15 protein-coding genes are annotated in these 24,014 nt (G+C 65.9%); 12 read left to right on the top strand and 3 right to left on the bottom strand.

Annotated features, from left to right (window positions below; translation table 11 throughout):
• The first annotated feature begins 8 nt into the window (after window positions 1–8).
• The 5 genes from CSQ92_RS03805 (at window position 9) to cobA (ending at window position 4,615) form a co-directional block, all read left to right on the top strand.
• Window positions 9–1,508: a CoA-acylating methylmalonate-semialdehyde dehydrogenase gene (locus CSQ92_RS03805; protein ID WP_034777890.1), complete on the top strand. Its 1,500-nt coding sequence runs from the start codon at window positions 9–11 to the stop codon at window positions 1,506–1,508.
• 79 nt (window positions 1,509–1,587) lie between these two features.
• A complete protein-coding gene (locus CSQ92_RS03810; protein ID WP_370385380.1) occupies window positions 1,588–1,770 on the top strand; it encodes a hypothetical protein in 183 nt (60 codons plus the stop codon).
• Window positions 1,771–1,843: 73 nt separating this feature from the next.
• A complete protein-coding gene (locus tag CSQ92_RS03815; RefSeq protein WP_034777888.1) occupies window positions 1,844–2,482 on the top strand; it encodes an ANTAR domain-containing response regulator in 639 nt (212 codons plus the stop codon).
• A gap of 157 nt (window positions 2,483–2,639) precedes the next feature.
• A complete protein-coding gene (locus CSQ92_RS03820) occupies window positions 2,640–3,830 on the top strand; it encodes a CmpA/NrtA family ABC transporter substrate-binding protein (protein ID WP_099393286.1) in 1,191 nt (396 codons plus the stop codon).
• Between the two features lie 14 nt (window positions 3,831–3,844).
• Entirely contained in the window at window positions 3,845–4,615 is a 771-nt protein-coding gene (gene cobA / locus CSQ92_RS03825) for a uroporphyrinogen-III C-methyltransferase (protein ID WP_099394574.1), read from the top strand.
• A 1-nt stretch (window position 4,616) separates the two neighbouring features.
• On the opposite strand, the gene CSQ92_RS03830 is transcribed toward cobA, so the two are convergent.
• On the bottom strand, window positions 4,617–5,579 hold the full coding sequence (locus CSQ92_RS03830; protein WP_257219231.1) for a cyclase family protein: 963 nt from the start codon (window positions 5,577–5,579) through the stop codon (window positions 4,617–4,619).
• A 138-nt stretch (window positions 5,580–5,717) separates the two neighbouring features.
• Here CSQ92_RS03830 and CSQ92_RS03835 point away from each other — a divergent pair, with 138 nt between their 5' ends.
• The 6 genes from CSQ92_RS03835 (at window position 5,718) to CSQ92_RS03860 (ending at window position 20,989) form a co-directional block, all read left to right on the top strand.
• Window positions 5,718–6,608 (top strand): LysR family transcriptional regulator, encoded by an 891-nt coding sequence (locus CSQ92_RS03835; protein WP_099387417.1) that lies wholly within the window; start codon window positions 5,718–5,720, stop codon window positions 6,606–6,608.
• A gap of 143 nt (window positions 6,609–6,751) precedes the next feature.
• Window positions 6,752–9,790 carry a CHASE domain-containing protein gene (locus CSQ92_RS03840; RefSeq protein ID WP_099393288.1) on the top strand — a complete coding sequence of 1,013 codons (3,039 nt, stop codon included), beginning with the start codon at window positions 6,752–6,754 and terminating at the stop codon, window positions 9,788–9,790.
• A 75-nt stretch (window positions 9,791–9,865) separates the two neighbouring features.
• Window positions 9,866–13,285, top strand: coding sequence for an exodeoxyribonuclease V subunit gamma (gene recC / locus CSQ92_RS03845; RefSeq protein ID WP_099393289.1), 3,420 nt, complete (start codon window positions 9,866–9,868; stop codon window positions 13,283–13,285).
• The gene (recB, locus tag CSQ92_RS03850) at window positions 13,282–16,953 is read left to right on the top strand and encodes an exodeoxyribonuclease V subunit beta (RefSeq protein WP_099393290.1); all 3,672 of its coding nucleotides are present in this window, start codon (window positions 13,282–13,284) and stop codon (window positions 16,951–16,953) included. Before recC ends, recB begins: the two co-directional genes overlap by 4 nt.
• Window positions 16,943–18,901: an exodeoxyribonuclease V subunit alpha gene (gene recD, locus CSQ92_RS03855; RefSeq protein WP_099393291.1), complete on the top strand. Its 1,959-nt coding sequence runs from the start codon at window positions 16,943–16,945 to the stop codon at window positions 18,899–18,901. Before recB ends, recD begins: the two co-directional genes overlap by 11 nt.
• Before the next feature lie 159 nt (window positions 18,902–19,060).
• Window positions 19,061–20,989, top strand: a complete 1,929-nt coding sequence (locus CSQ92_RS03860; protein ID WP_099393292.1) for a methyl-accepting chemotaxis protein — start codon at window positions 19,061–19,063, stop codon at window positions 20,987–20,989.
• Here the strand turns inward: CSQ92_RS03860 and CSQ92_RS03865 are convergent.
• A complete protein-coding gene (locus CSQ92_RS03865) occupies window positions 20,986–21,885 on the bottom strand; it encodes a LysR family transcriptional regulator (protein ID WP_099393293.1) in 900 nt (299 codons plus the stop codon). The genes CSQ92_RS03860 and CSQ92_RS03865 overlap by 4 nt on opposite strands.
• A 109-nt stretch (window positions 21,886–21,994) precedes the next feature.
• Here CSQ92_RS03865 and CSQ92_RS03870 point away from each other — a divergent pair, with 109 nt between their 5' ends.
• Entirely contained in the window at window positions 21,995–22,927 is a 933-nt protein-coding gene (locus CSQ92_RS03870; protein ID WP_099393294.1) for a DMT family transporter, read from the top strand.
• Here the strand turns inward: CSQ92_RS03870 and CSQ92_RS03875 are convergent, their stop codons facing one another.
• Window positions 22,928–23,806, bottom strand: a complete 879-nt coding sequence (locus tag CSQ92_RS03875) for a serine hydrolase (protein WP_034778183.1) — start codon at window positions 23,804–23,806, stop codon at window positions 22,928–22,930.
• Window positions 23,807–24,014: the final 208 nt, after the last annotated feature.

Below are 24,014 nucleotides of genomic sequence, written 5' to 3' on the forward strand. Positions count from 1 at the left end.
GAACTCCAATGACAACGCAACAGATCGGCCACTTTATCGGTGGCAACCCGATGGCTTCGCGCTCCGAGCGCATGAGCGACGTCTTCAATCCCGCCACGGGCGCCGTGACGGCGAAGGTGGCGCTGGCGACGCCTTCCGAACTGAACGCGGCCGTGGCCGCCGCCCATGCGGCGTTTCCCGCCTGGTCGCAAACCTCGCCCCTGCGCCGCGCCCGCGTGATGTTCAAGTTCAAGGAATTGCTGGAAGAGCACTCGGATCAATTGGCCGCCCTTATCACGGCAGAGCACGGCAAAGTGTTCACGGATGCCAAAGGGGAAGTGACGCGCGGCATCGAAGTAGTGGAATTTGCCTGCGGCATCCCGCAAATGATGAAGGGGGAGTATTCGGAGCAGGTGGCCGGCGGCATCGACGCCTGGTCCATCCGCCAGGCGCTCGGCGTCTGCGTCGGCATCACGCCCTTCAATTTTCCCGTCATGGTGCCGATGTGGATGTTCCCGATGGCAATTGCTTGCGGTAATACGTTCGTATTAAAGCCGTCGGAACGCGACCCGTCGGCCAGCCTGCTGCTGGCGCAGCTGTTGACGGATGCGGGTTTGCCTGACGGCGTCTTCAACGTGGTGCAGGGCGACAAGGAAGCCGTCGATGGCTTGTTGCATCACCCGGACGTGCGCGCCGTCAGCTTTGTCGGTTCCACGCCGATCGCCGAATATATCTACGCCACCGGCTGCGCGCAGGGCAAGCGCGTGCAGGCGCTGGGCGGCGCGAAAAACCACATGGTGGTCATGCCGGACGCGGATATTCCGCAAACCGTCGATGCCCTGATGGGCGCGGCCTTCGGTTCGGCGGGCGAGCGCTGCATGGCTATTTCCGTGGTGGTGGCGGTGGGCAATGTGGCGGACCAGCTGGTCGAGGCGCTGGTGCCGCGCATCGCCGCCCTCAAGATCACGCAGGGCATGGATTTAACAGCGGAAATGGGGCCTGTGGTGACGCAAGTGCACAAGGAGAAGATTGCCGGCTATATCGCCACCGGCGTCAAGGAAGGTGCCAAGCTGGTCAGTGACGGGCGCGGTTTCGTCTTGCCAGGCCACGAAAACGGCTTTTTCCTCGGCGGCAGCCTGTTCGACCATGTCACGCCCGAGATGACGATCTACAAGGAGGAAATCTTTGGCCCCGTGCTCTGCATCGTGCGCGTGCCCGATTTTGCCACGGCGTTGGACCTGGTCAATGCGCATGAATATGGCAATGGCACGGCGATCTACACGCGCGATGGGAATACGGCGCGCGAATACACGCACCGGGTGCAGGTGGGGATGGTGGGCGTCAACGTGCCGATCCCCGTGCCGATGGCTTTCCATAGCTTCGGCGGCTGGAAGCGTAGCCTGTTTGGCGACCACCACGCGCACGGTCCGGAATCCGTGCGGTTCTACACGAAGCAGAAGGCGGTGACGCAGCGCTGGCCCGCTTCCACGGCTGCCGGCGCCGAATTTGCCATGCCGACATTGAAATAAGCCCATCCAAACTGCACGTCGGGTGCGAGCACATGCACCGCGTGCAGGTGGGGAGGGATGGGAAAAGCACGGCGTCAACGTGCCGATCCCCGTGCCGATGGCTTTCCACAGCTTCGGCGGCTGGAAACGCAGCCTGTTCGGCGACCACCACGCGCATGGTCCGGAATCCGTGCGGTTCTACACGAAGCAGAAGGCCGTGACGCAGCGCTGGCCCGCTTCCACGGCTGCCGGTGCCGAATTTGCCATGCCGACCCTGAAGTAAGGGGCGCTAGCGCTATCTGGTTCGCTTCTTGCTTACTGCAATGGTTGTGTTTAGCCATTGCAGATAGCCCTCCATGACGTCCAGCCGTACCCAGCCATTGCGCATTGTTGTCGTCAACACTATTGTCGAGCACGGCGTGCACGAGAATGCGGCATTGGCGGCCCAGGTGCAGCGCGGCAACGCCTTGCGCATCGGCTTGCTTGAATCGGGGTATGACATCGTCGCCTCCCTGCCAGCCGACCTCTACCTTCCCGAACGTATCGCCCAGCTGCAGCCCGACCTCATCATCATTGACGCCGAATCGGATGCGCGCGACGTACTCGAACACATCGTCATCGCCACGCGTGATGAGCGCCGCCCCATCGTCCTCTTTACCGAAGACGGCGCCACGGCCAGCATTGACGCGGCCATGGCGGCCGGCGTGTCCGCCTATATCGTGGCCGGCTTGCAGGCCGAGCGCATTCAACCCGTGCTGAACGTGGCCCTGGCGCGCTTTCGTCAGGAAGAAAAATTGCGCGCCGAATTGCTTGACACGCGGCACAAGCTGCTGGAGCGCAAGGTGATCGAGCGGGCCAAGGGCCTGCTGATGACGCATCACGGCTTGACGGAAGAGCAGGCTTACCAGCGCTTGCGCAGCATGGCCATGAACAAGAAACTCAAACTGGCGGAAATTGCCCAGCGTATCCTCGACGTGGAGGACTTGCTGGGATGAATCGTCCATTTCCTGATACATGCTGGTGCAGTGCACCATTCCGGTGCGTTTCCAGCCTCCCTGGACGGGACGTGCACAGGCACGGTCCTTGCTGCTGGAAGGGGAGAGCCTTGCCCACGGTGGCGCGGAAAAACAGTACTTATCAGCAAGGAATGGTATGACAGAGCAAACGGGCAAAGAGGCGGGACATGGTGCCCAGGTGATGCGGTCCCTGCAGCCGGAAAAACAGACGATACGCATCGGCTATCTGCCGCTGGCCGATTGCGCTTCGCTGGTCATGGCGTCAAAGCTGGGCCTGGATGAAAAATACGGCATCAAGATCGAACTGAGCCGCGAGATGTCGTGGGCCGGCGTGCGCGACAAATTGAATAGCGGCGAACTCGACGTTGCCCACGTGTTGTACGGCCTCGTGTATGGCGTGCAGATGGGCATCGGCGGACAACAGCACGACATGGCCGTGCTGATGAACCTCAATCACAGCGGCCAGGCCGTCACCCTGTCGGCGGCGCTGGCGCGCGAGGGCGCCCACGATGGCGCCACACTGGCGCGGCACATGCGCGGCGCGGCGCGGCCATTTGCGTTTGCGCATACTTTCCCGACCGGCAACCACGCGATGCTGCTGCAATACTGGCTGGCTGCGCATGGCATCGATCCGCTGCGCGACGCGCGCGTGATGACGGTGCCGCCGTCGCAGATGGTGGCCGCCTTGCGCGCGGGCCAGATGGATGGCTTTTGCGCCGGGGAACCGTGGGGCTACAAGGCCATCGTCGATGGCGTCGGCGTGACAGCCACCACCAGTGGCGCCATCTGGCCCGACCATCCGGGCAAGGTGCTGGGCACCAGCGCCGCGTTTGCGCAGCAGCATCCGAACAGCTGCCGCGCCCTGATCGCCGCCGTGCTCGAGGCGGGGCGCTGGATCGACGCCACCGATGCCAACCGGCTGGCCATGGCGGCCATCCTGGCCGAGCCCGCTTACTTGAATACGCCGCAGGAAACGCTGGCGCCGCGCATTCTCGGCCATTATCAGGATGGCCTGGGCAAGACCTGGGACGAGGCGCACGGCTTGAGGTTTTATGGCGCCGGCGCCGTCAATTTTCCCTATCTGTCCGACGGCATGTGGTTCATGACCCAGCACCGGCGCTGGGGCCTGCTGCGCGACGAACCCGATTACCTGGCGGTGGCAAGGCAAGTCAACCGCATCGACCTGTACCGCCAGGCGGCGGAAATGACGGCCACGCCCTTGCCCGCTTCACCGCTGCGCAGCTCGACCCTGTGCGACGGCGTCGTGTGGGACGGCAGCGCGCCGGAAGCGTACGCGGCATCGTTTGCCATCGGCCACTTTTTTTAATGGGAGATTTCATCATGGCACAACAAGGAAGCGTGACTTTGGTCGGCGCCGGCCCCGGCGACCCGGACCTGTTGACCATCAAGGCAGTAAAGGCCATCGCGCGGGCAGACGTGGTGCTGATCGACGATCTCGTCAACCCGGCCATCCTCGCGCATGCGGCGCCCGGCGTGCGCGTGGTCGAGGTGGGCAAGCGGGGCGGCTGTGCTTCCACGCCGCAAGCCTTCATCGAACGCCTGATGCTGGCCGAAGCCCGCGCCGGCCTGCACGTGGTGCGCTTGAAAGGGGGCGACCCCTACCTGTTCGGGCGCGGCGGCGAAGAGCGCGCCTACCTGCGCAGCCACGGCGTGGCCGTCGAAGTGATACCCGGCATCAGCAGCGGCCTGGCCGCACCGTCCGGCATCGGCGTGCCGCTGACGCACCGCGGCTGGAGCCAGGGCGCCATCTTCGTCACGGGCCATGGCAAGGATAGCGCGTCCGAGCCGAACTGGGCGGCACTGGCGCAGAGCAAGCTCACCCTCGTCATCTACATGGGCGTGGCCAGGGTGGCCGCCATCCAGGCGGGCTTGCTGGCCGGCGGCATGGCGCCAGGCACGCCCGTGGCCGTGGTGCAATCGGCCAGCTTGCCGGCGCAGCGCCAGTTGCTGAGTACCTTGCAAGCCTTGCCTGCCGACTTGCTGGCCAGCGGCCTGGGCAGCCCCAGCATCATCGTCGTGGGAGAGGTGGTGCGCTGCGCCGATGCCTGGGATGACCATGGCGCACAGGGCTTGCTGGCCGCGACCGTGTGATTTAGCGAATCGGCAGCGCCACGGGGCGGATGGGCGCCGCGTCGCCGCCACGGAATTTCAATGAAGCGCCGATGAAGGCAAACTGGTAGACCCTGTCGCGCGACAGCGCTTCCAGGTCGACCAGTTCCAGGATGGGCGTGCCCTGCTGCGCCAGCAGATAGGTGTGCACGGGCAGGTAATTGCCGGCCACTTCGGACGGAAACGCTTCGAAACTGAGGTTGTCCGCACCGACCACCATGGCGCCGCCATCTTCCACGAGGAATTTTGCCGCGTCCAGCGACAGGCCGGGGGGATTGGCCATGTACGCTTGCGCCTGCTCATAGTGCTGCATGCGGCCCGTGCGTATCAGCACCACGTCGCCTTTTTCCAGCGCGACCTTCTGTTTTGCCAGCGCCGCGCGCAAGTCTTGCCGCGTGACCCGGTAATTGTCGGGCAACTGTTGCAATCCCTTGGCCACGGCCACGTCGATCAGCACGCCGCGCGCGACGATGGGCGGCAGCTTTTCGGCCCCCGTCACGGTCCAGCCCCGGTCGCCCAGGTATTGCTCTTCCGTAAAACCATTCCAGATCTTGCCGTTCAAGCCAAAGTGATTGAGGGCGTCGATATGCGTGCCCATGTGCGCATACATGGACACGGCCGAGCCCGTATAACTGACGTGGCGGTTCATCTGTTCGCCCACGTTCATCGAGTCGGCCACCACGTTGCCCTTCGGCGTGTGCGTCATCCACATCTGGTAGGGCGGATCGCCGGCCGCCTGCCAGCTGGGCATGCCGACATAGAAATCGACGGCCAGGTCGTAGCTCTTGCCGCCGTCGATGCGCGCCAGGATGGCGGCGCGCGAGGCCGGTGTCATCAGGTTCAGGCGGCCGATCTCGTCTTTCGGCCCCCAGGGGCTGATGCCCACTTCCGGCAGGGCGGCGGCCGGAGCGGCCTGCACTGTGCCGGCCAGCAGCGCCAGCAGCATGGTGGTCAGGGTAGTGGATGCTTTGAACATGGGGTACTCCTTGCGTGACATGAATGAAGAAGCCGCCATCATATTATTTTCTAATTCATTGATAATCAGCGATAAAATAATAAGATATTCAACTGGAAGGAAAGAATCATGGATATCCTGGCGCACATGCGCGTGTTTCGCAAGGTGGTCGAGCACGACAGCTTCAGCAAGGCGGCGCTGGACCTCAATCAGTCGGCGGCGGCCATCAGCAAGCAGGTGCGCCAGCTGGAGGCGCATCTGGCGACCGTGCTGCTGGTGCGCACGACGCGGCGCATGAGTTTATCGGACGGCGGGCGCGCCTATTATCTGGAGTGCTGCCGCCTGCTCGATGAAATCGATGCGCTGGAACTGGCCACGCGCGGCTGCGCCGGCAAGGTGGCGGGGCGGCTGCGCGTGAATGCACCGCTGTCGTTTGGCCTGAAGGTGCTGTCGCCGCTGCTGCCGGTGTTCATGGCCCGCTATCCGGAAGTCAAAATCGAAATGACCCTGGACGACCGCCTGCGCGACGTGGTGGGCGAGGGCTATGACGTGTCGCTGCGCATCCGCGCCGCGCTGGCCGATTCGACCCTGGTGGCGCGCCGCCTGGGCGACGTCGAACAGATGATTTGCGCGGCGCCCGCCTACCTGGCGCGGCGTGGCACGCCCCGTCAGGCGCAGGATTTGCACGGCCACGATTGCCTGGCTTACCGCCTGGCCGACAGTCCCGGCATCTGGCAGCTGGCCGGCCCGGAAGGGAGCAGCAGCATCGTCCTGCCTGTGCGCTTTTCCGCCGACAGCAGCCTGCTGCTGGCCGACATGCTGGTGGCGGGTATCGGCGTGGGCGCGCTGCCGTCGTTCGTCGCCGCGCCGCTGCTGGCCAGCGGCGCCCTGGTGCGCGTGCTGCCGTCGCACGGCATGGCCAGGCGCGGCGTGTATGCCTTGATGCCCGACGGACGCCATGTGCAGGAAAAGGTACGCGCCTTTTGCGACTTCCTGGCCGGTGAGCTGCGGGAGGCTTAAGCGCGCGTTGTTTTCCAGTGCAACCATCATGCGCGCTTTTTTTCTTGCACAAGCGCGTCTGGCAGGAGCTTTGATAGTATCCTCGTACTTGCTGGGTGGCCGGAGCGCCGCACATTCGAGGAAACCGGAATAAGCGATTGACAATGCACACTTTGAGCAAGGGCGGGGCGGGATCAGGCATCAGGATCTGGGCGGGTGGCTTGCTGCTGGCATTGGCGGTGGGCGGCGCCCTGTATGCGGGTGCGGCGCGCACGGTCAATGACGACGCCGAACAGCGTTTCGACAATCTCACGCATGGCGCCCAGCATAGCCTGGCCACGCGCGTAAAAAGCTATTCCGACCTGCTGCGCGGCCTAGAAGCCCTGTTCCGCACCAGCGAGCACCTGACGCGCCGCCAGTTCCACGATTACGTGGCCGGCCTCGATATCGCGCGCCAGTTCCCTGCCATCGAATCGGTCAATTACGCGGTGGCCGTCCCGTCGGCGCAGCGCGCCGCCTTCATCGAGTCCGTGCGCAAAGACACCAGCCTGGCGCCGCGCGGCTATCCCTCATTCACCATTCGACCGCCCGGCGAGCGGCCGGAATACGCGGTGCTCACTTACCTGGAACCCGACTCCCTGCTGGCCGAGCGCATGGGCGTCGATATCGGCGCCAACCCGCTGGTGGCGCAGGCCCTGGCGCAGGCGCGCGACAGCGGCGAGGTCGGCGCGTCGGGCCAGGTGATCATGATCAAGGGACCGCCCGCGCACGTGGGCCTGGGCATGCGCCTGCCCGTGTACCGCAATGGCATGCCGCAAGGCAGCGTGGCCGAGCGCCGCGCCGCCTATCAGGGATCCGTCGGCATCGGCTTTGGCGTGGCGCAGCTGGTGCACAGCGCACTCGAACGCAGCGCCCTGGAACCGCTGCACCTGACCCTGTACAGCGCCGCCGAGGCGCCGCCTGCCGACGGCGTCTGGCGCATCACGCCGCAGGACCGCCTGCTGTTCAACGACGGTGGCGACCTGACGGCCCCGCCGCCGCAGCCGGGCAGCGATGCCGACTATTTCGACCAGGTGCTGCCGGTGGCGTACCAGGGCGGCCTGTGGAAAGCCCATTTCCGCGTGCGCAAGGCGGAGCTGTACAGCCCCTTCGACCGCTATTTTCCATGGCTGGCGCTGGCCGTCGGCGTGGCCGGCACCCTGCTCATTTATGGCTATATCTTTACCTTGTACCGCTCGCGCCGCAACGCGGTGGCGCAGCGCACCTTGCTCGATACGGTGCTCGACAGCGTCGACGCCTACGTCTACATGAAGGATGCCGACCTGCGCTACCGCTACGTGAATGCGCGCACGGCGAAGATACTGGGCCGTTCGGCGGAGCAGCTGATCGGCCGCCAGGATGGCGAATTGATGCTCGGCGATGCGGCGGCATCCGCGCAGCGCACGGAGCGCCAGGTGTTCGACAGCGGTGCCAAGTTCGTCGGCGAGGAGCGCTTCGTCGATGCGCAAGGGCAGGTGCATCACCTGTGGAGCGTGAAGGTGCCGCTGGGCTTGCCCGGTCCCGTCACGGGCCTGATCGGCCTGTCCACCGACGTGACGGAACTGCACCGGCTGAAGGAGCAGGCCGACGCGGCCAGCCAGGCCAAGAGCGACTTCCTGTCGAACATGAGCCATGAAATCCGCACGCCGATGAACAGCATCATCGGCATGGCGCACCTGGCGCTGAAATCCGTGGCCGACGCGCGCCAGCGCGACTATCTGCAGAAAATCTTCCATTCGGGCCAGCATTTGCTGGGCCTGATCAACGACATCCTCGATTTTTCGAAGATCGAGGCGGGCAAGCTGGAACTGGAAGTGCTGGATTTCCGCCTCGACACCCTGCTGGCGAACATCGCCAGCCAGCTCGGCGATGCGGCCGCCGTCAAGGGCCTGGCGCTGCAGTTCGATATCGCGCCGGAACTGACGCAGCGCTGGCGTGGCGACCCGCTGCGCCTGGAGCAGGTCTTGCTGAACCTGGCCAGCAACGCCATCAAGTTTTCCGACAATGGCAGCATCTTCGTGCGCGTGCGCCAGTCCGAGGAGCGGGGCAGCCACAGCATGCTGCGCTTCGAAGTGCAGGACCGGGGCATCGGCATGAACCAGGAAGAGGTGGCGCAGCTGTTCCGTTCCTTCCACCAGGCGGACCCGTCGACCACGCGCAAGTATGGCGGCAGCGGCCTGGGACTGGTGATCAGCAAGCAGCTGGTGGAGCTCATGGGCGGCAAGGTGGGCGTGTACAGCCAGCCTGGCCTGGGCAGCACCTTCTGGTTCACGGCGCGCCTGGAGAAAAGCACGCAGGCCAGCGACGAGCGCATCGCCGAAGTGGAGCCGGAAGTGCTGGGAGTGATACGCGGCGCGTCCATCCTGCTGGTGGAAGATAACGTCTTCAGCCAGCAGGTGGGCTGCGAATTGCTGGAAGATGCCGGCGCCACCGTCTGCGTCGCCTGCAATGGCCGCGAGGCGCTGGAATTGCTGGCCCACCAGCGCTATGACTGCGTGCTGATGGACGTGCAGATGCCGGAAATGGACGGCTTCGAGGCGACGCGCCGCATCCGCGCCGATCCGCAGCTTGCCGGCCTGCTGGTGATCGCCATGACGGCCAATGCGGGCAGCGAAGACCGCGCCCGCTGCCTGGCGGCGGGCATGGACGAATTCGTGACCAAGCCGATCGCCCCGAATCTGCTGTTTCACCTGCTGGCGAAATGGTTCCGCCTGCGTGGAGGCATTGGCGGCATCGGCCATGCGCGCGCGGGCGAGAGGCCGGCGGCAGCGCCGAAAGCGCCGCCGTCGGCCGCTTCGCCGGAATTGCGCGACACGGCCATCCTCGATCTGGCCACGCTGGCGCTCACGTTCAGCAATGACGCCGTGAAGATGCGCAAGTACACCCAGCTGTTTCTTGACACGGCGCGCGACGGCATCGCCGAAATGGAGCAGGCCATGGCGCTGGAAGACCTGGGGCGCCTGGCCGACCTGGGCCACCGCAGCAAATCGTCGGCGCTGGCCGTGGGCGCGCATGCCTTTGCGGGCCTGTGCACGTCGATCGAAGGCTTGCGCCTGGGCGGCGACCTGCAGCAGGCGCGCGCCTTGCTGACGGCGCTCGGGCCGGCGCTGGCGCAGGTGGCAGAACAAATTTCAGTGGAATTTGCCGCCAGCGACGCCCCCTGACGCAAGCAGCGGCGATAATATGCCTTTGACGTCTCTGGCCACCCGACCGGAGGCGCGGCAACCCATCGGATCAGCATGCATACTCCCGTTACGCCCGGCCTCCTCATCCTGCATGGCAACCAGCTGGAACAGCTGCGCGCCGCCGTCTTCCAGTGGCTGCGCCAGCATCCGCTGGCACCCCTGGAAACGGATATCTTCCTGGTGCAGTCAAACGGCGTGGCCGAGTGGCTGAAGATCGCCCTGGCCGAGGAGATGGGCGTGTGCGCCGCCACGCGCATCGCGCTGCCGGCGCGCCTGCTGTGGGAAAGCTACCGGGGCATGCTGGGGCGCGAAAGAGTCCCGCGCGTGTCGCCGTTCGACAAGTCCCCGCTGACGTGGCGTTTGATGCGCCTGTTGCCGTCCTTGCTGGCCGACCCGGTCTTCGCGCCGCTGCGCTACTTCCTTGCCGATGGTGACAGCGAGCGCCGGCTGCAGCTGGCCGAGCGGCTGGCCGACTTGTTCGACCAGTACCAGGTCTACCGCGCCGACTGGCTGGCCGATTGGGCGGCGGGTAGCGACCAGTTGCGCACGGCGCGCGGTGTATCCATCGCATTGAAGGAAGACCAGCGCTGGCAGGCGCAGTTGTGGCGCGCCGTGGCGGCCGATGTCGAGGCGTTCGAGCGCGACACGGGCCGCGCCGACATCCACGACGCCTTCCTGGCAGCGATCGCCGCCGGCGATGCGCCTGCCGGCAAGCTGCCGCGCCGTGTCGTGCTGTTTGGCGTGTCGGCCTTGCCGTACCAGACCTTGCAGGCGCTGGCCGCGCTGGCGCGCCACACGCAGGTGGTGCTGGCCGTGCCCAATCCGTGCCAGTTTTACTGGGGCGACATCATCGACGGGCGCGACTTGCTGCGCGCGCAAAACAAGCGCCAGCGGCAGCGCAACGGCACCGACCTGGCGCAAATTCCGCTGGAAGAGCTGCATGCGCACAGCCACCCGCTGCTGGCCAGCTGGGGCAGGCAAGGGCGCGATTTCATCCGCATGCTCGACGAATTCGACGAACACGCGCAAGCCGAGGGGCGCGACGACAGCCTGCGCATCGACCTGTTTGGCGAGGAAACGGGCGAGACCCTGCTGCAGCAGGTGCAGGTGGCCATCCGCGAACTGCGCCCGCTGGCCGAGCATGAGCAGGTGCCGCCCGAGCCAGGCGACCGCTCGATCGAATTCCACGTGGCGCACAGCGTGCAGCGCGAAGTGGAAGTGCTGCACGACCAGCTGCTGGCCATGTTCGCGCACAGCGCCCAGACGGGCTTGCGCCCGCGCGACGTGGTGGTGATGGTGCCCGACATCGACACTTTTACGGCTGCCATCCACGCCGTCTTCGGCCAGTACCGGCGCAATGACGAGCGCTTCATCCCGCTCGAGATCGGCGACGTGAAGGACCGCAGCGTCAACCCGCTGCTCGTCGCGCTCGAGTGGCTGCTGCAGCTGCCGCAGCAGCGCTGCCGCCAGAGCGAAGTGCGCGACTTGCTCGACGTGCCGGCGCTGGCCGCCCGCTTTGGCCTGCAGCCGGACGACCTGGCCACCCTGGGCGCGTGGATCGAAGGGGCCGGCGTGCGCTGGGGCCTGGACCAGGAACACCGCGCCGGCCTGGGACTGGGTGCGGCCGGCGAGCAGAATGCGTGGATCTTCGGCGTGCGGCGCATGCTGCTCGGCTATGCCAGCGGCAGTGGCGCCAGCTTTGGCGGCATCGAGCCGTATGCGGAAGTGGGCGGCCTCGATGCGGCGCTGGCGGGGTCCTTGGCGCAGCTGGTCGAGGCGCTGCTGCACTGGCGCACCGTGCTGGCAGGCGCCTGCACGCCAGCCGAGTGGGGCGTGCAGGCGCGCGCGCTGCTGGCCGCCTTTTTCGACGCCGACGACGAGGGCGACCGTTTGACCCTGGCGCAGCTGGAAGGCGCCTTGCAGGGGTGGCTGGAAACCTGCGAGCACGCGGGCTTTGTCGAGCAGGTGCCGCTGTCCGTGCTGCGCGTGGCGTGGCTGGGCGCGTTGGACGAGCCGACCCTGAACCATCAATTCGTCTCCGGCGGCGTCACGTTTTGCACCCTGATGCCGATGCGCGCCGTGCCGTTCCGCGTTGTGTGCCTGCTGGGCATGAACGATGGCGATTTCCCGCGCCGCGCGCAGAAGGCCGATTTCGACTTGCTGGCGCTGCCCGGCATGGCGCGCCCGGGCGACCGCTCGCGCCGCGACGATGACCGCTACCTGATGCTCGAAGCCTTGCTGGCCGCGCGCGACAAGCTGTACGTGAGCTGGGTGGGGCGCAATGTGCGCGACAATTCTGAGCAGCCGCCGTCCGTGCTGGTGTCGCAGCTGCGCGATTACCTGGCCGCCGGCTGGTCGCTGGACCGGCACCTTGTATCGCTCACCACCGAGCATGCGCTGCAGCCGTTCAGCCGCCGCTATTTCGAGGCCGATGGCTTGCTGACCTACGCGCGCGAATGGCGCGTGGCGCATGCCGATGCGGATGCGCAGGCCGAGGAACTGGCGCTGGGCCCTTACGAGCTTGATCCCGGCACGCGGCTGAAACTGGGCGAGCTGGCCAGCTTTCTGCGCCAGCCCGTGAAATACTTCTTCCGCCGCCGCTTGAGCGTGTATTTCGCCGATGCGGCCATGCTGGGCGAGGATGAAGAGCCGTTCGGCCTGAACGCGCTCGAGCGCTATCTGCTGGAAGACACCATGCTGGACGACGGCGGCGCCGTCGAAGCGCTCGATGACGTGCGCGCCAGCCTGGAAGCGCGCGCGGAAAAGCTGGCGCGCGAAGGCGTGCTGCCCATCGGTCTGATCGGCCGGCAAGTGCAGGCGCAATTGGTCGAGGCGCTGGTGCCCGTGCGCAGCGCGTGGCTGTCCCTGCGCGCCTCGTTTCCGTACGCTGCCGAGAAGCGCGCCATCAATTTGCCGTTTGGCGAGCTGCAGATCGACGACTGGCTCGACAAATTGTGCAGCAACGGCCAGGACACGGCCTGGCTGATGCAGATTTCCTCGAAGGTGACGGACAAGGGCGGCCTGGCGCGCGGCGACAAGCTGATGCTGATGTGGCTGCGCCAGCTGGCCGCCGCCGCCCTCGGCTTTCCCGTCACCGGCTACCTGGTGGCGCGCGACGCCATCGTCAGCATGGCGCCGCTCGATCCGGCTACTTCGCGCGATGCGCTGGCCACCTTGCTGGCGCTGTGGCGCGAAGGCATGAACCATCCGCTGCCGACGGCCTGCAAGACGGGCCTCGCGCTGGTGCAGCAGGGCGACCCGCGGGCCGTCTACGACGGCGGCTTTGAACTCTCCGGCGAGCGCGAGGAACTGTGCCTGGCGCGCCTGTGGCCCGAGTTTTCCGCATTGGCCGCGGAAGAGGCCTGGGAAGACTGCACGCGCGAGCTGTATGGCCCGCTGGCCGACTGGCTGCAAGAACACATCACGATCGACCCTATCAGCGCGCCCGCAGACGGCGCGGGAGAAGAACCATGACGAGCCATCTGCTCAACCCCCTGGCGTTCCCGCTGCACGGCTCGCGCCTGATCGAAGCGTCGGCCGGCACGGGCAAGACCTGGACCATCGCCGCGCTGTACGTGCGGCTCGTGCTGGGCCATGGCGACGACGACAGCCGTTTTACGCGTCCCTTGCTGCCGGCGGACATCCTCGTGATGACGTTTACCCGCGCCGCCACGCGCGAATTGTCGAACCGCGTGCGCGAGCGCCTGATCGAGGCGGCCGCCTATTTTCGCCACGAATTTGGCATTGAATCCGGCGGCAGCGACCCCTTTCTCGACGCCTTGCTGGAGTCCTATCCGGACGAGAGCGAACGGCAAAAGGCCGCGCACCGGCTGATGCTGGCCGCCGAGACGATGGATGAAGCGGCCATTTTCACCATCGACGCCTGGTGCCAGCGCATGCTGCGCGAGCACGCGTTCGACAGCGGCAGCCTGTTCGACGAAGAACTGGTCAGCGACGAGCAAGCCCTGTTCGAGGATGCGGCCCACGATTACTGGCGCCAGCAAGTCTATCCCTTGCCGCCGCAGGCGCTCGACGTGCTGCTGGCCTGCTGGCCCGACGTGGGGGCGCTGAAGAAGGGCGCGCGCGAGCTGGCGCGCCGCGCGGACATCATGGGCATGGCGGACGAGGAACCGTTGTCCGCGCTGATCGCGCGCGAACAGCGGGCGCTGGCCGCGCAGCTGGCCACCCTGAAGGCGGGATGGGTCGAGCGCGTGGACCAGATGGCCGCGTGGATCAACGACCACCGCGCCGCCAATCCCAAGTGTTTTAACGGCGTCAAGATGAAGCCGGAGAACCTGGCGAAGTGGTTCGATGGCTTGCGCCGCTGGGCGCAAGACCCGCTGCTGCTGCAGCCGGCCATCACGGCCAAGGCGTGGGAGAGATTGACGCCGTTCGGCATCGAGGATGCGTTTGCCAAGAGTTTCACGGCCCAGGTGCCCGAGTGCTTCGAGCATACGGAAGGGCTGGGCATCGCCCTGGCGAGCCTCACGCCGCTGGCGCACAAGCTGCACCTGCATGCGGCGGCGGCCATCGCGCGGCGCATGGACCAGCTAAAACGCCAGTCGCGCCAGTTCGGCTTTGCCGACATGCTACAGCGCCTGCACGACGCGCTGGCCGGCGAAAATGGCACGGCCCTTCGCCAGCGCATCATCGACCAGTATCCGCTGGCCATGGTCGATGAATTCCAGGATACGGCGCCCGCCCAGTACCAGATTTTCAATCTGCTGTACCGCATTGCCGACAACGATCCGGCCCTGGGCCTGTTCCTGATCGGCGACCCGAAACAGTCGATCTACGGCTTTCGCGGCGCCGACATCCAGAGCTACCTGGCGGCGCGGCGCGCGACGACGGGACGCCATTACCAGCTGGGCACCAACTACCGCTCGACGGCGCCGCTGGTCGCGGCCGTCAACCAGCTGTTCCTGCACGCCGAGCGCGCCGAAGTGCCGCTTGGCGCCTTCCGCTACCGGAAAAATGGCGAGAACCCGCTGCCGTTCGAAGCCGTCGATGCCAAGGGCCGCGCCGAATACCTGGTGAACGCCAGCGGCCCGCTGCCGGCCCTGCTGGCCGCCTGCGCCAGCGATGAAGGGCTGCGCGGCGACAGCTACCGCGAGTATTTCGCGCAGCACTGCGCCGAGCACATCGTCGCCATGCTGGGCGACCCGCAGGCGGGCTTCGATGGCCCCGACGGTTTTACGCGCCTGCAGCCGGCCGATATCGCCATCCTCGTGCGCGACCGCAAGGAAGCGGCGGCCATCCGCCGCGCGCTGGCGCGCCGCCGGGTCGCCAGCGTGTACCTGTCCGACAAGGATTCCGTCGTCGACAGCGAGGAAGCGCAAGATGTGCTGCGCTGGCTGGCGGCGCTGGCCAATCCCCTCGACGGGGGACTGGCGCGCGCCGCCTTTGCCACGCGCACCATCGGCCTGTCGCTGGGCGAGCTGGCGCGCCTGTCCAGCGATGAACTGGAATGGGAACGCAGGGTCGAGCAGTTGAAGGCCCTGCACCTGATCTGGCAGCGCCAGGGAGTGCTGGCCATGCTGCGCCGCTTCATCCACGAGCTGCAATTGCCCGCCATGCTGCTGCAGCAGACGGGCGGGGAGCGGCGGCTGACGAATCTGCTGCACCTGGCTGAACTGCTGCAATCGGCCAGCCGCCAGCTCGATGGCGAGCAGGCGCTGATACGCTGGCTGGCCGAGCAGATCGCCGGCGAAGGCGAGGGCGGCGACGAGCGCGTGCTGCGCCTGGAAAGCGATGCGGAGCTGGTCAAGGTCATCACCGTGCACAAATCCAAGGGACTCGAATACCCGCTGGTCTATTTACCGTTCGCCGTGACGGCGCGCAAGGTGGATAAACGCAACCGCAGCTTCTTCGACTATGCGGATGAAAAAGGTGAACGCCGCCTCGACCTGTCCTTGTCCGACGAGGCCATGGCGGCGGTCGAAGAGGCGCGCATCGAGGAAGACTTGCGCCTGCTGTACGTGGCGCTGACGCGCGCGCGCCACTTCCTGTGGCTGGGCGTGGCCGCCCAGGCGGCGCGCAAGGCGGGCGAAAACACCTTGCACGAATCGGCGCTCGGCTACCTGCTGACGGGCGGCGACAAGCTGCCGTTTGACCAGCTGCTGCTGCGCTGGCAGCAGGTGGCGGGTGACTGCGACGCCATCTACGTGGCTTCTTTGGCGCAGCCCGATGCCTGCACGGTGCTGGACCGGGTCGAGCGGCGCCCCGAGCTGCGTCCCGCGCCCGTGTTCGTGGGCGAGTTCGAGCGCGACTGGTCGGTGGGCAGCTTTACGTCGCTGACGCGCCAGATCGGTGCCGTGGCGGCCGCGCACGTGCCGCAACGGGCGCTGGAGGAAACCCTGCTGGAAGATGGCACGGCTGTCGCCGTGACTTCGCCGATGCACATGGGCGACGCGCCATGGCACCGCTTCCCGCGCGGCTCCGTGCCCGGCAATTTCCTGCACGAGCAGCTCGAGTGGATGGGCAGCGAAGGTTTTGACAGCGTCCACGAGGCGCACTTCAATACCCGTCTGGCCGCGCGCTGCGAGCGGGCCGGCTGGGGACATCGCCAGGAAGACGCCATCGCCTGGCTCAGGGAAATCGCCCTCACGCCGTTGCCGCTGCTCGATGCGTCGCTGTCGCAGCTTGATAGCACCCTGTCCGAGATGGAGTTCTGGTTCCCCAGCGAGCATCTGTCCACGGGGGCGCTCGATCAGCTGTGCACGCGCTTGCTGCTCGATGGCGCGCCGCGTCCCGTGCTGCCACGGCGCCAGCTGCACGGCATGCTGAAAGGCTTTGCCGACCTGGTCATCGAACGGGATGGCCGCTACTGGGTGCTCGACTACAAGTCGAATGCGCTGGGCGCCAACGACGGTGCCTATCACACGCAGGCGCTGGCGGCCGGCATGGCGCAGCACCGCTACGATATCCAGGGCGCCATCTACATGCTGGCCCTGCACCGCCTGCTGAAAAGCCGGCTCGGTGATGCCTATGATGCGGCTGAGCACCTGGGCGGCGCCATCTTCCTGTTCCTGCGCGGCATAGCGAATGCGGATACGCATGGCTGCTACTGGCTGGCGCCGCAACTGGAATTGCTGGACGGCCTCGATCAACTGTTAGAAGAAACGGAACACCATGCAGCATGACGCACAGATGAACGCTTTGTTTGCCCATGTCGACGGCGTCGCCGAGGATGGCCATCTGCGCCGCCTGAGCGCCGCCTTTGCCCGCTTCATCGCCAGCCTGGACGAGAATGCGCCGCATGCGCCGGCCGTGGCCGTGGCGTGCGTGGTGCTGTCCGAGCTGGAAGGGCGGGGGCACAGCTGTTTGATGCTGTTTGAGCTGGCCAGCGAACCGTCGCAGTTGCTGGGCTGGAGCGAGGAGCTGTGGCATGCCGTGCTGGCCGTCTCCGGTCCGCTGCCGGACAGCGTCGATGGCTGGCGCGCGCTGCTGGCCGGCGCGCCGCAGGTGTGGCAGGTCGGTGCGGCCGACGCGCGCCAGCCGCTGGTGCTCGATGGCGACCGTTTGTATCTGCGCCGCTACTGGCGCGACGAAAGCCTGGTGGGCGAGAAAATCGCCCTCCGCGCGCAGGATTTGACTGATCCCCCGCTGGCGCAGGTGCGGCAATGGCTCGACATCCTGTTCGACCAGCCCACGCAGGATGGTGGCCCGGACTGGCAAAAAGTGGCGTGCGCGATCGCCCTGCGCGGCAAGGTGGCCATCATCACGGGCGGGCCGGGGACGGGCAAGACGTACACGGTGGCGAGCCTTTTGACCCTGCTGTTTGCCGTCTCGCCGCAGCCGGAGCAGCTGCGCATCGCGCTGGCCGCGCCGACGGGCAAGGCGGCCGCTCGCCTGAAACAGTCGATCGACAAGGCGCTGGAAGGCTTGGCGGCGAAGGCGGGCGATGCCTTGCCCCTGCAGGAACTGGCGCGGCGCATGGGGGCGGCCCGCACCCTGCATAGTTTGCTGGGGGCGCGGCCCGAGACGCGCGTCTTTGCCCACCACGCGGGCAACCCGCTCGACGTCGACGTGCTGATCGTCGATGAAGCGTCGATGGTGCACCTGGAGATGATGGCCAGCGTGCTCGATGCCTTGCCGTCCACGGCGATCCTGATACTGCTCGGCGACAAGGACCAACTGGCGTCCGTGGAAGCGGGCGCCGTGCTGGGCGACTTGTGCCACGATGCGCAGGCGGGCGGCTACCAGCCTGCCACCATCGCGTATGCGCAGGCGGCCAGCGGCGTGGCCATTCCGCCTGACTTTGCCGGTGCGGCCGGCGCGCTGGCGCAGCAGACGGTGATGCTGCGCCACAGCCACCGCTTCAGCGGTCCCATTGGCGAGCTGGCGCTGGCCGTGAATGGCGGCAGGCCCGATCTGGCCAAAGCGTGCTTCGCCGGCGACAGCGGCGGCCAGCTGGCGTGGAGCGTGCCGGCGCAGCAGGAAGACGTGCTGCGCCTGGCCTTGCGCGGACGCGCCGACGCACCGGGCGGCTACCAGCCTTACCTGGCGCTGGTGAATGCGGGCGGCGAAGGCTACGCGCAGCACGACGACTGGGTGCGCGCCGTGCTGCACAGTTTTGAATCGTTCCGCATCCTGTGCGCCGTGCGCGAAGGCGAGTGGGGTGTGGCGGGCCTGAACACGGCCATCGAACTGCGGCTGGAAAAGGAAGGCTTGATACGCCGCAGCGAATGGTATGTGGGCCGTCCCGTGATGGTCACGCGCAACGACTACGGCACGGGCGTGTTCAATGGCGATATCGGCTTGACCTTGCGCGATCCTGCGCGGCCCGGTTCCCTGCGCGTGTATTTTTTGGAGGGCGAGAATGTGCGCAGCGTGCTGGCCACGCGCCTGCGCCACGTGGAGACGGCATTCGCCATGACGGTGCACAAATCGCAGGGCTCGGAATTTCGCCACACGGTGCTGGTGCTGCCGCAGGAAGGCGGCGCCATGCTGGCGCGCGAACTGGTCTACACGGGCATCACGCGCGCGCGCGACTTCTTTACCCTCGTCTCGCCCACGCAGGCCGTGCTGTTCGACGCGATCCTGCGCCGCACGCAGCGCGCCAGCGGCTTGAGGGGGCTGATCCGCTGATAGGTTGACAGGGTTTGATGGGTTTCTGCACGGAAATATATGTGTTGTATTCCGAATATTGATGAAAATTGTTCCGATTTTTGTGTGAAAATGCTTGCATAGAGAAAGCGGTGCAACAGCACTGTTTCACGCCATTAAAATCGAAACGAGGAGTCCATCATGTTGTCTTCCCTTCGCACGCGGCTGGTGCTCATTTGCGTGGCCATTGTCGTACTGTCCATGCTGGCCTTGTCGGTCGCCAATTACGTGACGACGCGCAGCAGCATGCTGGCGTCGTCGGACCAGCAGATGCAGCAACTGCTGCAAAGCCAGTCGGCCGTGCTGGCGCAATGGGTCGATGGCAAGAAAAAGGTCATGGCATCCGTTGTCATGTCCGCCGAGACGCCCGATCCGCTGCGCGCCTTCCAGATCGCGGAAAAGGCCGGCGATTTTGCGGAAGTGTTCATCGGCTATGCGGACAAGCGTTCCGTGTTTACCCATCCGGGCCGCCCGGCCGATTTCGATCCCACGGCGCGCGCCTGGTACACGGACACCGTCAAGGCGGGCGTGCCGATGCTGACGCCGCCATACGTGGACGCGGCCAGCCACAAGCTGGTGGTGTCGTTTACGGCGCCCGTCGGCCCGAAAGAGGCGCTGCTGGGCGTGGCGGGCGCGGACGTGCTGCTCGATACGGTGATCGCCAACGTGGTGGCGATCAAGCCGACCCCGCACAGTTTTGCCTTCCTTGTCGACCAGAGCGGCACCATCATCGCCCATGCGAACAAGGACCTGAGCCTGCAGCCGGTGGCAAAACTCGATGCGGCGCTGTCGGCCGCGCAGGTCAACCGGCTGGAAAGCACGCGCACGAGCGAGGCCGTGCGCCTCGATGAGCGCGACGGCATGCTGTACGTCACGCGCGTGGCGGGCACCGACTGGCTGCTGGCCGTGGTGCTGGACCAGCAGGAAGCCATGCAAGCCTTGCAGACGATGCTGACGACGGCCACCGTCACTGCCGCGCTGCTGACCGGGCTGGCGGCGCTGCTGCTGTCGCTGCTGGTCTTCAAAATGCTCAAGCGCCTGGAACTGGTGCGCGATGCGCTCGACGACATCGCATCGGGCGAAGGCGATTTGACGCGCCGCCTCGACGCTTCCGGCGTGGATGAACTGGCGCAGATCGCCGGCGCCTTCAACCGCTTCATCGACAAGATCGCCGCCGTTCTCGTGAAAATCCGCACGGCCAGCGAATCGGTGAAAGTGTCATCGTCGGAAATCGCCGCCGGCAACCAGGACCTGTCGTCGCGCACGGAACAGCAAGCCAGTTCGCTGGAAGAAACGGCCGCCTCGATGGAGGAGCTGACCAGCACGGTGAAACAGAATGCGGACAATGCGCGCCAGGCCAACCAGATGGCGCAATCGGCGTCCAGCGTGGCCAGCAAGGGCGGGCAAGTGGTGGCGCAGGTGGTCGATACCATGGCCTCGATCAACGATTCGTCGAAGAAGATCGTCGACATCATCAGCGTCATCGACGGCATCGCCTTCCAGACGAATATCCTCGCGCTCAATGCGGCCGTGGAGGCGGCGCGCGCGGGCGAGCAGGGGCGCGGCTTTGCCGTGGTGGCGACGGAGGTGCGCAGCCTGGCGCAGCGCTCCGCCGGCGCAGCGAAGGAAATCAAGCTGCTGATCGACGATTCGGTGGGCAAGGTCGATTCGGGCGCGCGCCTCGTCGACGAGGCTGGCGCGACGATGCAGGAAATCGTCGACAGCGTGCGCCGCGTAACCGACATCATGGGCGAGATCACGGCCGCCAGCGCCGAGCAGAGTTCGGGCATCGAGCAGGTGAACCAGGCCATCGCGCAGATGGACCAGGTGACGCAGCAGAACGCGGCCCTGGTGGAGCAAGCGGCGGCTGCGGCGGAAAGCCTGCAAGATCAGGCCAGCACGCTGGCGCAGGTGGTGGGCGTGTTCAAGCTCGATGAGGGGCAGGCGCCGCCGCAGCAGCACCCCGTTCGGCCCGTGGTGCGCGCCGCGATGGCGCCGCGCCTCGCCAGCCCTCCGGCAAAGGCGGCCGCCGTCAAGCCGGAGCGCAGCGAGGAGTGGGAGACGTTCTAGGCGCGCCGTGGCGCCAGGGTCGGCGCCATCTGCCTGGCCACCTCGAAAAAGGCGTTGGTGGCGGGCGTGTTCTGGCGCCGGTCGCGCACGGCCAGGCCCACCTTGCGGCTGACGGGCGGATTGAGCGGCAGGGCGACCAGCTCCGGATATTGTTCCCGCAGGCGCTGCGGCAGGGCCAGTTCGGCCACGATGGACAGGCCGTCGCCGCGGCTGACCATGTCGAGGATGGTGATCACCTGGCTGATGCGATAGGGCACGTTCGGCTGCAAGCCCGCGTTGGCGAACAGCGGTTCGATCAGGCAGGCGCATCCCGCCTCGGACATGATGAACGGCCCTTCGCACAATTGGGCCAGGGTGATGGCGGTTTCGCTGGCCAGCGCATGGCTGCGCGGCACCAGCGCCATCATCTGGTCTTCCACCAGCGGCGCCGTATCGAAGCGCTCGTCCGGCAGCACGACGAAGCCGACATCGACCCTGCGTTCGCGTATCCACTGCACCACTTCATGGTCTGCACCCTCGTCGATGCGCAGGTCGATGCCCGGATAGCGCAGGCGGAATTGCGCCGTGATGGCGGGCAGCAGATTCAAGGAAGACGTCGGGCCGAAGGAGCCGATGCGCAGGGTGCCCTGGCGCTGACCCAGCACGTCTGCCGCTTCCTGGCGCATGGCTTCGGATAGCCCCAGGATTTCGCGCGCGCGCACGAGCAGCTGGCGGCCCACGTCCGTCAGCTCGGCCGACGCCTGGTGGCGCACGATCAGGTCCACGCCCATCTCCTTTTCCAGCGCCTTCAAGGCGTGCGAGACGGCCGACTGGCTGATGCCCAGCTGCGCGGCGGCGGCGGAAAAACCGTGCAATTCGGCCACCAGGGTAAATATTTCCAGTTGCGTGAAGGTCATGGTGTGGTTTTGTTGAGTTATGAGTATTTACTCATTATTTCATGAGTTGATATTAGTATTAATATATATGGACACCACCCGCCGCGCAAGCGGCCATACAGGATATTCCATGTCTTCTTCCGCCATACCATCAGCCGCCTTGCCTTCCGTGCAATCGCCGCTCGTCTACATCAAACTGATCTTTGTCGCCCTGTTCTGGGGCGGCACCTTCATCGCGGGGCGCGTGCTGGCGCAGCAGATGCCGCCCATGACGGCCGCCAGCGGGCGCTTCGGCGTGGCCGTGCTGTTGCTGGTCATGCTGGCGTGGAAACTGGAAGGGGGCTTGCCGCGCCTGGACCGCAAGCAGCTGGCAACGACGGCCGCGCTGGGCCTGACGGGCATCTTTCTGTACAACCTGTGCTTCCTGGCGGCCCTGTCGCGCATGCCGGCGGGGCGCACGGCCCTGTTCGTGGCCCTGAATCCCATCGTCACGGCGCTGGCCTCGGCCATGCTGTTCCGCGAACGGCTCGGTTCCTTCAAGTGGCTGGGCATCATGCTGGCGTTTTGCGGCACGGCCATCGTCATCACGCGCGGCGATCTCGCCGGCGTGCTGCACGGCACGGGCGGCGGCATCGGCATGGGCGAGGTGTTCATGTTCTGCGGCATTTCCAGCTGGGCCGCCTACACCCTGATCGGCCGGGTCGCGCTGAAGGGCTTGAGCCCGATTGCCGCCACCACATATGCGTCGATGTGGGGCCTGGCCTTTTTGCTGGTGGGGGCGGCCGTGGAATTTCCGAGCGTGCCATGGCACAGCTTTGGCTGGCAAGTGTGGGCCGCCATCGGCTACCTGGGCGTGTTCGGCACGGTGATCGGCTTTGTCTGGTATTACGAGGGCGTGAAGGCGCTGGGCCCGTCGCGCACGGCCGTCTTCAACAACCTCGTGCCCGTGTTCGGCATCGTGCTGGCGGCGGCGTTGCTGGGCGAGCCCGTGCTCGTCTCGATGCTGGTGGGCGGCGCGGTGACGATTGCCGGCGTGGTGATGACCAACCGGCAAGCGAAGTAATTAGCGGGCGCGGCGGCGTTTACTTGGTTTCGCCGGCGCTTTTTTGTGCCGGCTGACCGAGGCGCGCATCACTTTCGGCTCTTCGATGCCGTTCTCGGCCGCCAGCATGCGGCGGATGTTGACGGCGTCCATGGCGCGCACGGAATTGGCGCGCGCGTTAAGCAGGATCATGGTGGCGAACTTGCCGGCCGACTTGATGCGCATGATCAGGCAACGGCCCGCTTCATTCGTGTAGCCCGTTTTCGACAGGCCGATATCCCAGCCCTTGGCACCCACCAGGCGGTTCGTATTGTGGTATTCCACGTCGCGGCCCTTGATCTGGATCACGTCCTTCGAATCCGTCGTGATGCGGCTGATTTCCGGGTAGCGCGAGGCGGCCACGGCCATCTTGACGAGGTCTGCTGCCGTCGACTGGTTGTTCGGCGACAAGCCCGTCGGCTCTTCGATCACGGTCTGGCGCATGCCCAGGGCCTTGATCTTGGCGTTGACGGCCACGGCAAATGCGGTGGGGCCGCCGGGGAAAGTGCGCGCCAGCGAGGCGGCGGCGCGGTTGTCGGACGACATCAGCGCCAGTTGCAGCACGTCATGACGGCTCAGTGTGGCGCCCACGGGCACCCGCGAAGTGCTGTGTTTCAAGGTGTCGACATCCTCGCGGTCGATGCTGATCTCTTCCTGCATATTCGCCTTGGAGTCGAGCACGACCATGGCCGTCATGAGTTTGGTCAGCGAGGCGATGGGCACCACCACGTTGGAATTTTTTTCAAGCAAGACTTTGCCTGTGCCGTCTTCGACCACCAGTATCGACTGGGAACCGAAGGGCACGGCGATGGCCGCTGTCGAAAGCGTCATCAGCACCGCGGCGAACATTTTTTTGAGCATGGGATTGTATGTGGGAAAGCAGTTTTGGGGCGCCATCGTGGGCGCTGCGCGCAAATCCGGAAACGGGCCGCATGGGGACGCGGAGTGTATCTCGGAGGCAATATTTGCCAAGCTTAAACAATACCATTAAAGATCAAGCGATGTCTACGGTACAGGCCCGCGACAAGCGGTGTTGCGGCCAATTTGGCAAATAAATGGGGCTAATCTT

It is taken from the genome of Janthinobacterium sp. BJB446, assembly GCF_002735655.1.
GTDB lineage: Bacteria > Pseudomonadota > Gammaproteobacteria > Burkholderiales > Burkholderiaceae_D > Janthinobacterium > Janthinobacterium lividum.